This is a genomic window from Halapricum hydrolyticum, from assembly GCF_025517535.1.
Taxonomy (GTDB): domain Archaea; phylum Halobacteriota; class Halobacteria; order Halobacteriales; family Haloarculaceae; genus Halapricum; species Halapricum hydrolyticum.
Map to the genome: position 1 here is coordinate 1 of NZ_JAOPKC010000039.1, position 9,535 is coordinate 9,535.

General features: G+C 51.8%; 8 protein-coding genes. 6 read left to right on the forward strand and 2 right to left on the reverse strand.

Annotated features, from left to right (window positions below; translation table 11 throughout):
- Nucleotides 1-16: 16 nt before the first annotated feature.
- The gene (locus tag OB916_RS16640; protein WP_315910421.1) at nt 17-1,315 is read right to left on the reverse strand and encodes an IS4 family transposase; all 1,299 of its coding nucleotides are present in this window, start codon (nt 1,313-1,315) and stop codon (nt 17-19) included.
- A 214-nt stretch (nt 1,316-1,529) separates the two neighbouring features.
- Between OB916_RS16640 and OB916_RS16645 the strand changes: the two genes are divergently transcribed.
- From OB916_RS16645 to OB916_RS16670, 6 genes are all read left to right on the forward strand, one after another.
- Entirely contained in the window at nt 1,530-3,017 is a 1,488-nt protein-coding gene (locus tag OB916_RS16645) for a hypothetical protein (RefSeq protein WP_315910422.1), read from the forward strand.
- Nucleotides 3,018-3,090: 73 nt separating this feature from the next.
- Complete coding sequence (locus OB916_RS16650; RefSeq protein ID WP_315910423.1) at nt 3,091-3,291, forward strand: hypothetical protein; 201 nt, start codon at nt 3,091-3,093, stop codon at nt 3,289-3,291.
- An 80-nt stretch (nt 3,292-3,371) separates the two neighbouring features.
- Nucleotides 3,372-4,784 (forward strand): lamin tail domain-containing protein, encoded by a 1,413-nt coding sequence (locus OB916_RS16655; protein WP_315910424.1) that lies wholly within the window; start codon nt 3,372-3,374, stop codon nt 4,782-4,784.
- Nucleotides 4,781-5,074: a DUF3006 domain-containing protein gene (locus OB916_RS16660; protein ID WP_315910425.1), complete on the forward strand. Its 294-nt coding sequence runs from the start codon at nt 4,781-4,783 to the stop codon at nt 5,072-5,074. The genes OB916_RS16655 and OB916_RS16660 overlap by 4 nt, the downstream gene beginning before the upstream one ends.
- A gap of 170 nt (nt 5,075-5,244) precedes the next feature.
- The gene (locus tag OB916_RS16665; RefSeq protein ID WP_315910426.1) at nt 5,245-6,933 is read left to right on the forward strand and encodes a DUF262 domain-containing protein; all 1,689 of its coding nucleotides are present in this window, start codon (nt 5,245-5,247) and stop codon (nt 6,931-6,933) included.
- 364 nt (nt 6,934-7,297) lie between these two features.
- The gene (locus OB916_RS16670) at nt 7,298-7,543 is read left to right on the forward strand and encodes a hypothetical protein (protein ID WP_315910427.1); all 246 of its coding nucleotides are present in this window, start codon (nt 7,298-7,300) and stop codon (nt 7,541-7,543) included.
- 607 nt (nt 7,544-8,150) lie between these two features.
- Here the strand turns inward: OB916_RS16670 and OB916_RS16675 are convergent.
- Entirely contained in the window at nt 8,151-9,449 is a 1,299-nt protein-coding gene (locus tag OB916_RS16675; protein ID WP_315910421.1) for an IS4 family transposase, read from the reverse strand.
- Nucleotides 9,450-9,535 lie beyond the last annotated feature (86 nt).

Sequence of the window (9,535 nt, forward strand, 5' to 3'; positions counted from 1 at the left end):
GTGCATCCGTGTTCGGTTAAGGCCATACCTCCGGATTAAAGGCTTGAGCCACCCGTTTGTTCAAGGTGAGGCGTGATCTCTCTGGTTGGCGTGCCTCACGACGCACCAGTTCAGGAAGGTTAGGTGGCGGATGCCCGAGAGCAAGTGCGAGATCAGCAAGTACTGGCTGGGCGACCGACCGCAAGGTCGTCGCCCAGCGTTCTTCTGGATACTCCACATCCGGGTCAATCTCCTGAAACACCGCTAGCAAGGCTCTGCTGACTGTCAGCGTCAGCAGAGCCGCCATCACGAGCAACTCTGCAATCGCTTCATCGCCCGTCTCGAACTTCTCCAGTCCATACCGTGACTTCAGCTCCCGGAACAGCAACTCAACCTTCCATCGCAGGCTGTACAGCGCTGCTACCTGCTCTGGCGTAAACTCTCCCGGAAGGTTCGTCACGTAGAGGTGGTAGTCGTCGGTGTCCTCGTTACGGACACCGACGACGCGGAACTCTACGGTGGCTAATGATTGCTTCTCACCATACTGCCGTCGCTTGAACTCGAACTCACCGGTCACATCGATGTGCTTGCGCTTGAGCTTCGAGAGTTGCTCCTGGAGATGGCTCCCTGTCAAGGAAATGGCGCGCCCGCGCCATTTCCGTCGCTCACCGACGATTCGCGGATTTGTGTTCGTCTTCAACCGACTCACGAAGAAGCCGTCGTTCTCGTCGATTAACGCGAAGCGACGGTAACTGTAGAACCCGAGATCGAACAGAAACAGCCGCCCACGCAGCCAGTTCCCCGTGCGGAACTGGCTGCTTTCGTGGGTTCGTTCGTCGGTGAGGCTGAACTGTGCGAGCGTCCGTTTGGTCATATTGTAGACCAGATACAGCTGTGCGCCGGATTGATCTTGGTGAGTCGCTGGGAACGCTGTGAGAAGCCGATGCAATCTGAAGACGGTTGCATCGGCGAGCATCGTGTCGCGGAACTGGGTGAGTTGCGGTACGGCGGTGTGAGGAGCCGCGACCTCCTCGAGCGCGTGCGCGAGGAGGTCGCTCAGAAGATCTCGGAGTTGGGGCGTAAATCGGTCGTAGAAGCTGGAGCGAGACACCTTCTTGTTGGTCGCTGTCTGGTAGACGCGTTGAAACGCGGCGATAGAGCGGGTTTCGCCGTCAACGGCGAAGCCCAAGATGAGCGACCAGACGAGCATCGTGATATCGATCTTCCGGTGACGTTGGACGGCATCGCGCTCGCGCGCGATGCCTTCGATGAGGTCTGCTGGGAAGAGAGAAGTCAACCGGCGTCGTATGAGTGTTGGAGAGAGTTCAGGTAGCACAACCTCTCTCTACGCGGTTTCTGAAGATAACCTCATCAAAACGCTAGCGTCTCTCGGTTTCTCTCCTTAACCGAACACGGATGCTGTGTGGGTGCTGGGAGCTCGAGGTAATGTTCATGCCGAAAGAGATCTGGTTCAGACCACCCTGATATCACTTCAAATTCACCATGAGGGAGAAGGTTCATAGTAATGACCTTCCACGGTTTGATCGTAGATGCCGACTCTCAATCGCCGAGTCAATAAGTCCGATACTCTACATCCTCGCCAAACAGAGTATTTCATCAAAGCGAAGCCTCCCGAAGTAGGCTACATTACATACCAGATTGATCCGAGAGCGGTTGAGTTTCTCACAGACACACTGAGTTATTCTGATGGAGATCAACTTTCGTGGAGCCTGGTTCATCCTCTTCGGCAAATCAAAGACCTATACACGCTCGAAGAAGGACGGCCACAGAACGCTGATCCCGATACTTCATCACAACGCGTGACCGTTCCTTCACTCGAATCTGAGGAGATAGACGCTCTTACGGATTATTTGTCGAACCATCCAGACGTCGTGGGCGATATAAACTCCTTCAGAACACGTCTTGAGCAACAGGACGGCTCTTACGCATCAGTACTGAATCGTGACGGGTATACCCCAACTGAAACACCCGGCTTCAGTTCAACGGGGGACGAAACGTTAGATCGAATCGCACAGAGTATCTTTGGTGATGAGACTGAGGGGTACATCACCTGGGAAGGTGACCGAGTCTACGATTATATCGAGGTTACAGATAGAGAGAGAAACACTCACCAATTCCCGAAGATTGATGCTAGACTCCCAGAAGGGGAACTACTTCGATTGAGTCGCGACATATACGAGCGTTGGGGGCCCGAGATTGGCGAGTCTGAAGTAGTTTCACGTCGTTATGAACCTGGTACTGATGGCTTTCCAAACCGGTGGATTGGACAGCGTCAAGACTCTCCGGAGCCATCTCTGGAGCACGCTGAATCACCTCGTGCCTTCTATTACCGGACCATCGCAGGACGTAGTCACTATGCTCCTGGAGAAGAGGCCGAGGAAGCCTTTAACGAAGCCTGTGAGTATTCCCTCGAGGTCTACAAAGCGAACTTCCCAAAGGCAGTTGATCCGAATGACCTCGAAACAGAGTACGTGACTGTTGAGAAGGCAACCGAACCCTGGAATGATTTCCAAGTCCCTCCTGGTTGGGAAGAGAAGTACGCCGAGAATGGTGGGCTCCCACCATTGAAAAGAGAACAAACAGACGATCTTTCCGATGCTCAGTCAGCAGTGGTTAGAAGACACAGCCCTGGTGGCTCTGGTCAGCAGTGGTTCTCGTCTACCGATGAAGCAATAGAACTCATTGAGCATGACGGCTATCGTGACGTTCTAATCGCAGCCCATAATTCAGACTGCGAAGTTACAGATTTCTATCGTGGGGGAGCTGCCGAACCAGTATTCGAAATTGAATTGGCCTCTTCTAATCCGCAGATTCTGATCAACCACCACGAATATCAGATAGTCTTTGAATCTTCCGAGGGGTCGACTTTTACTCTGGTCTGTGAGAACTATTCGATTTCTGAGTGGGACTTTCCTGAGGATGTAACCAAATTTGAAGCGATGAGAGTGATTGGTCGGCTATCAGAAGATCTTCAGGATGCGTTAGATTTCGCTGAGATAGTCTGGCTCGATATGTAGAGAGCCGAATAGATTGACACGTGACAACAGGTCTACCGCACATTTATAACAGATCTCGGCTCAAAGCGGTGTGATGCAGCGACACACTGACTTCCATCCACAGGACTGGCTGTTGATCATCGAAGCCCTCTCCCAGTGGCGTTTGGAGTTACGACACGTCAACCGTGACCGAGCAGAGCGCGCAGCCGAGTTGGCTGACTTGATCGCCCTCGAACAGGGTCTCGATCCAGTTTGTTGCATCGAGCAGATTGACCAGGAGTGGTCGGGGCCATAACCAAGACAAGAGAGTCATTATCGAACTCGATCGATAAACCACCGCATGAATTATACCTCTGACACGCCCAGATACGGGTAATGCGTTTCTCTGCAAGCCGATCGTCGGTTGTGACGATTGGGGTCGCGTTTTTGGTCCTCCTTGCTGGCTGTACGACGACGCTTGACTCGGGGCCAACACCGTCTCAGACTATCGATGATGCGCCCCAATCGACGGCGACTCCAACTGAAGGTTCTCTCCAAATCCATTTCATCAACGTGGGCCAATCGACGGCAATCTTCCTCGAAAGCACGTCGAACGAAACTATGCTGATCGATACGGGAGACTATCGGACAGATGGCGAGGCTGTCCTGCAATATCTACAGAACCACGATGTCCAGCGAATTGACCATTTGGTAACTTCGCACAGCGATGCTGATCACATCGGTGGCCACGCAGCTGTGATCAACTATTTCGAAACCGAGGCTGAGGGAATCGGCGCCGTGTACGATCCAGGCCTTGCCTCGAGTAGCCAGACGTACCAAGATTACCTCGATGCCGTCGAGACACACGACGTCGACCTCTTCGAAGTCCGTGCTGGTGACACGGTCCCCTTCGAGGGCGCGTCGATCCAGATCTTGAGCCCACCAGAAGAGTACCTCGCAAACGGAGCCCGAAATGAGAACTCGATTGTCCTCCACGTTTCGCATGGATCGTTTCAGTTCCTGACGACTGGCGATGGTGAGCAGGCAGCTGAAGAATACCTCGTCGAAACCTACGGTACTGAGCTCAATGCCGACCTGTTCAAAACTGGCCATCACGGAAGCGATTCGAGTAGTAGCCCAGCACTCCTCGAGGCGACGTCACCACAGGTGGCGATCATCTCCAGTGCGTACGATTCCCAGTATGGACACCCGCACGAGGAAGTGCTACAGCGACTGGCAACCCGCGATATTGACACCTACTGGACTGCCGTTCACGGGACGATCGTCGTGACGAGCTCTGGCCAAAGTTTCAGTGTCGCGACGCAGGCGAGCGCTCCGACTGACACACTTCAACTACGACAAGCGGATCCAGTCGAACCTGGGGAAAGCGGGTCTACCGAGCGACGACGCACGTACACTCTCTCTGGAGATCGGACTACAAGCCCGACAGTAACTCCAGGAACGACGCAATCGGGTGTTTCAATATCTCTGTCAGAGGTCCACGCTGATGCTGCTGGCTCTGATAGCGAGAACCTCAACGATGAGTACATCGTATTGAAGAATGCTGGTGATACGACAGTCGATCTTGGGGGTTGGACGGTCGCTGATGCAGCAGGACATGAGTATCAAATCCCGTCTGGTGTGACGATCGCTCCGGGAGCAACGCTTACTATTCACTCAGGAATTGGCACAGACAATTCGACAGACCTCTATTGGGGGTCAGGTAGTCCGATCTGGAACAACGCCGGTGACACTGTTACTGTAAGCAATCAGTCGAATGAGATCGTACTTACGGAGGTCTACTCATGACCAATGAACCACTCAGCGGGACGTACACAGCGGTACTTGATCGGTTTGAGGACGAGCTCGCTGTACTTCTCATCGAAGACGATGGTGACGTCGTTAGCGACGTTACTATCGAGCGCTCGGATTTGCCCCAGCCAGGGCGACATCAGGATGCAATCTTTGACGTTGAGTTTGAAGACGGGGAAGTGGTTTCAGTCGTTTACGACTCTGAGACGACAGAGAAGCGCTCAAGAGCAGCTCAGAGTCGGTTTGACCGACTCTCGCGACGACTACCGGATGATGAAGACGAATGACGAACACGCTCACTGTTTCACGCTCTACTAGCAGAATTTGAGGGGTTAGCAAAGGCGCTGCTGAACATAGAGCGCATATTCAGCAGTACTAGGGAGAGTATTGTAGTGAGTGTGGCTTTGACCCAATTGATGTTTTGGATTTATTAGCCACCCGTCCTTTTGCTGGTGTTATGGAAGCACGGTACAAGAAGATTAGAGATCTATTTGGTGGAAAGCGAGGAGCGGTGTTCCACGTACCTGAGTATCAGCGGGGGTATGAGTGGGAGAAAAAGCACTGGCGAGACTTATGGACGGACGTAGACCGAATTGGTAAGCAAGTGGAGCAGCACTACCTCGGGAACATTATTCTTCTCAAACGGGATTCTGGAAGTCTCTACGAGATCGTGGACGGACAGCAGCGGATGGTTACGATTTCCATTCTGATGATGTCAATCCGTGATACACCACACTTCGGGACTGAAGACGGACGGCTGGGTGATGTTCGTCTGGAGGATATTCTGGAGGTCAACAGAGGTGACGATCCAGAGCCGAAGATTATTCTTGCAGATGAGGAGGCAGAGGAGGAATTCAATAAGCTCTGGCGAGGCGAAGTCGAAGATGCCAACGGTCGGGTGCGGAAAGCTTATGAGTACTATTCTGGCGAAGTCGACGGATTGGAGGAACAGGAACTAGAAGAGTTGCTGAACAATATCTGTGACTACCTTCGTGTGGTAGAAACCGTAGCTACAGACCCAAGTCTCGCATATTCAATCTTCCAGTCTCAGAATGAGAGAGGTAAGGAAGTTTCGCCTCAGATTCTCGCCAAGGCTCGGATACATGGCGCAGCGGAAGATATTGATGATTTAGAGAAGTCAAAGGAGATTACCCGTCGGTGGGGGCATATCTATAATCTGCTGGAAGACGACTTGGGTGGCCCCCGATTCCAGAGACGGCTTCGTATTCGTCGTCCAATGACGCAGATTCTCATCAATTCCGAAGTTCCTACCCCAAGACAGGTGGACAAAAGCGAGCTGTATAGGAACTTCGAGAAGGTCCTGGACAACTACGATGATGTGTATGACTTCGTGATGTGGTTTCAGGATCAGGTTGACATATACCTACAAATTAGTAGCAACAGTTACGATGTTGAGGGGAGGAATGTACCTGACGACGCCATACGCCACTTACAATATTTAAACTCCGCTTCGACCCACTCTGAAGTACTGTCTCTCGCCATCTATAACAATATTGAAGACGATATCTTATTGAAAGAGAACTTCAGACTGGCGTCGATTCTGGCTATGCGAATGGAATTAAGCTCGATGTCATCCGCCGATACTCGGGACGCGATCTACGGTACAGCAGCGGAGGTTAGAAAGACAGAAGATCAGAACGATATTCGGCAAACGCTCCGTGACTGTATCAGAGAATACACCCCATCTGATGGAGAGATAGAAGAGTATCTGAAAGCTAACTCTATGAATATCCGCGGTTCTTGGAACTTCCGAACCTTATTAGCCTTGGTAAGTATCGAAGAGGAGCGTCGAGGTCCGTGGAAGATGGAGATTGAGGACCTCCATATTGAACATATTGCCCCTCGGAATACATATGGGGACCCTGACTATTACGAGTGGCGTGAAAGGCTCGATGATGATAGATTTGAGCAGCAGAAAGACATGCTTGGGAATCTGACTCTGTTGTTAGATAGCGACCATGCTTCTGTAGTTGAAACGTCATTTTCCGACAAGAAGAGAACTTACAGTGATTCGGATGTGAAGATTGCAGAAGAAGTATCAAGATATGAAGATTGGACGAGTGAAGATATTGATCAGCGGACTGAGGACTTAGCCAAGGAATTAATCGATCGGTGGTCTCTCTAGGAGGTTAGACCACCGGACGGTAGGATCGTCTGCATCCCACATATATTTTCTCGGGATTGGTGTATTCTTCTTGGTGGCCACAACATCGGAGCGGTTGATAAGCTCAGTCGTTGATGGTTCTGGAGGTGAAGGTGCCGAAGGGTGACGTGTCTGAAAACCAATCCAGTGGATGTTCCACGATTAAACACTTGGAACAAACCATTCGGGTTTGCTGACTATTGTTTCTCTATCTTACACAGCATTACTGGAAGAATTTTATCTGTTGTCACAGATAGTGTGAATATACAGCACGTCTTGCGCAAATGTCCGAAACAAAGCTTACTGGAAAAGAAAATCCAAAAGGCTCTGTATCCTACCCCTTGGTGTGATATCAGAACCCCGTGGGCAGCAGAATCCGGTGAGTGCGGTTATAATTCTGATTGTGGTGGCTATCATCGTCATACTGGGAATTTATCTGTTCACAGAGTTCAATCAAACTATCACGATAACCGGATCTCTTGCTGGGACTGGGGAGGACCTCCTGATTAACGCGGGTGACGCGCTAGTGTTAGCGGTTGGTGGAACTGGTATCGTCGTCGCTGCTGTGCTAATTCTTTTTAGATCTGGATGATGAATACATGCTCAGTATCAGTCACGAGATTCTTGACAAACACCGGTCTCCAACGGAACTAATCGAGTGCAGTTTATAGAAACCAGTCATAGACCAACCACCCGTGTTTTCCTTGCTATCAATCTCTCAGAACAGAGTGAATATGGCTCTGAGGTAACTGATCAATATCCAAGAACCTCCGGAAAGGCTTAGTCTTTAGCGGTACTGAATAGATCAGGATATAGGATATTGAGGTAGTGGGACTTAACATGAGAGAAATACCGATAATTCGATTCCCATACACGTGTTATCAATGTGGTAGTGACGTCTATATCACTTGGCCATTTAATGAGGGGCTCACATCCCCAGAGCCGATATCTTTGGTAGGAGATGTACTCCGAAAGAAAGAGTACTCATCGCTCCAAGTTGTAGATCAACAGTATGCTTTCCTCTGCCGAAACTGTGGTGCTCGACAAGGAAATTTTCATATCAAAACTGAAGCCATGCAGGAAGCCTATGACAGAGACCCGTATGATCATATAGAAGTTAAATAGCAAACCCGTTAGTTATCAGACTCTGATCTGGATACATGTTGTCACTGTATGCGTCGATAGCCATCCGTGTTCGGTTAAGGCCATACCTCCGGATTAAAGGCTTGAGCCACCCGTTTGTTCAAGGTGAGGCGTGATCTCTCTGGTTGGCGTGCCTCACGACGCACCAGTTCAGGAAGGTTAGGTGGCGGATGCCCGAGAGCAAGTGCGAGATCAGCAAGTACTGGCTGGGCGACCGACCGCAAGGTCGTCGCCCAGCGTTCTTCTGGATACTCCACATCCGGGTCAATCTCCTGAAACACCGCTAGCAAGGCTCTGCTGACTGTCAGCGTCAGCAGAGCCGCCATCACGAGCAACTCTGCAATCGCTTCATCGCCCGTCTCGAACTTCTCCAGTCCATACCGTGACTTCAGCTCCCGGAACAGCAACTCAACCTTCCATCGCAGGCTGTACAGCGCTGCTACCTGCTCTGGCGTAAACTCTCCCGGAAGGTTCGTCACGTAGAGGTGGTAGTCGTCGGTGTCCTCGTTACGGACACCGACGACGCGGAACTCTACGGTGGCTAATGATTGCTTCTCACCATACTGCCGTCGCTTGAACTCGAACTCACCGGTCACATCGATGTGCTTGCGCTTGAGCTTCGAGAGTTGCTCCTGGAGATGGCTCCCTGTCAAGGAAATGGCGCGCCCGCGCCATTTCCGTCGCTCACCGACGATTCGCGGATTTGTGTTCGTCTTCAACCGACTCACGAAGAAGCCGTCGTTCTCGTCGATTAACGCGAAGCGACGGTAACTGTAGAACCCGAGATCGAACAGAAACAGCCGCCCACGCAGCCAGTTCCCCGTGCGGAACTGGCTGCTTTCGTGGGTTCGTTCGTCGGTGAGGCTGAACTGTGCGAGCGTCCGTTTGGTCATATTGTAGACCAGATACAGCTGTGCGCCGGATTGATCTTGGTGAGTCGCTGGGAACGCTGTGAGAAGCCGATGCAATCTGAAGACGGTTGCATCGGCGAGCATCGTGTCGCGGAACTGGGTGAGTTGCGGTACGGCGGTGTGAGGAGCCGCGACCTCCTCGAGCGCGTGCGCGAGGAGGTCGCTCAGAAGATCTCGGAGTTGGGGCGTAAATCGGTCGTAGAAGCTGGAGCGAGACACCTTCTTGTTGGTCGCTGTCTGGTAGACGCGTTGAAACGCGGCGATAGAGCGGGTTTCGCCGTCAACGGCGAAGCCCAAGATGAGCGACCAGACGAGCATCGTGATATCGATCTTCCGGTGACGTTGGACGGCATCGCGCTCGCGCGCGATGCCTTCGATGAGGTCTGCTGGGAAGAGAGAAGTCAACCGGCGTCGTATGAGTGTTGGAGAGAGTTCAGGTAGCACAACCTCTCTCTACGCGGTTTCTGAAGATAACCTCATCAAAACGCTAGCGTCTCTCGGTTTCTCTCCTTAACCGAACACGGATGGTC

Bases quoted from the DNA above. Each gene is read 5' to 3' on its own strand.
- OB916_RS16645 (WP_315910422.1), top strand. From the start codon at position 1,530: ATGCCGACTCTCAATCGCCGAGTCAATAAGTCCGATACTCTACATCCT.
- OB916_RS16650 (WP_315910423.1), top strand. From the start codon at position 3,091: ATGCAGCGACACACTGACTTCCATCCACAGGACTGGCTGTTGATCATC.
- OB916_RS16655 (WP_315910424.1), top strand. From the start codon at position 3,372: ATGCGTTTCTCTGCAAGCCGATCGTCGGTTGTGACGATTGGGGTCGCG.
- OB916_RS16660 (WP_315910425.1), top strand. From the start codon at position 4,781: ATGACCAATGAACCACTCAGCGGGACGTACACAGCGGTACTTGATCGG.
- OB916_RS16665 (WP_315910426.1), top strand. From the start codon at position 5,245: ATGGAAGCACGGTACAAGAAGATTAGAGATCTATTTGGTGGAAAGCGA.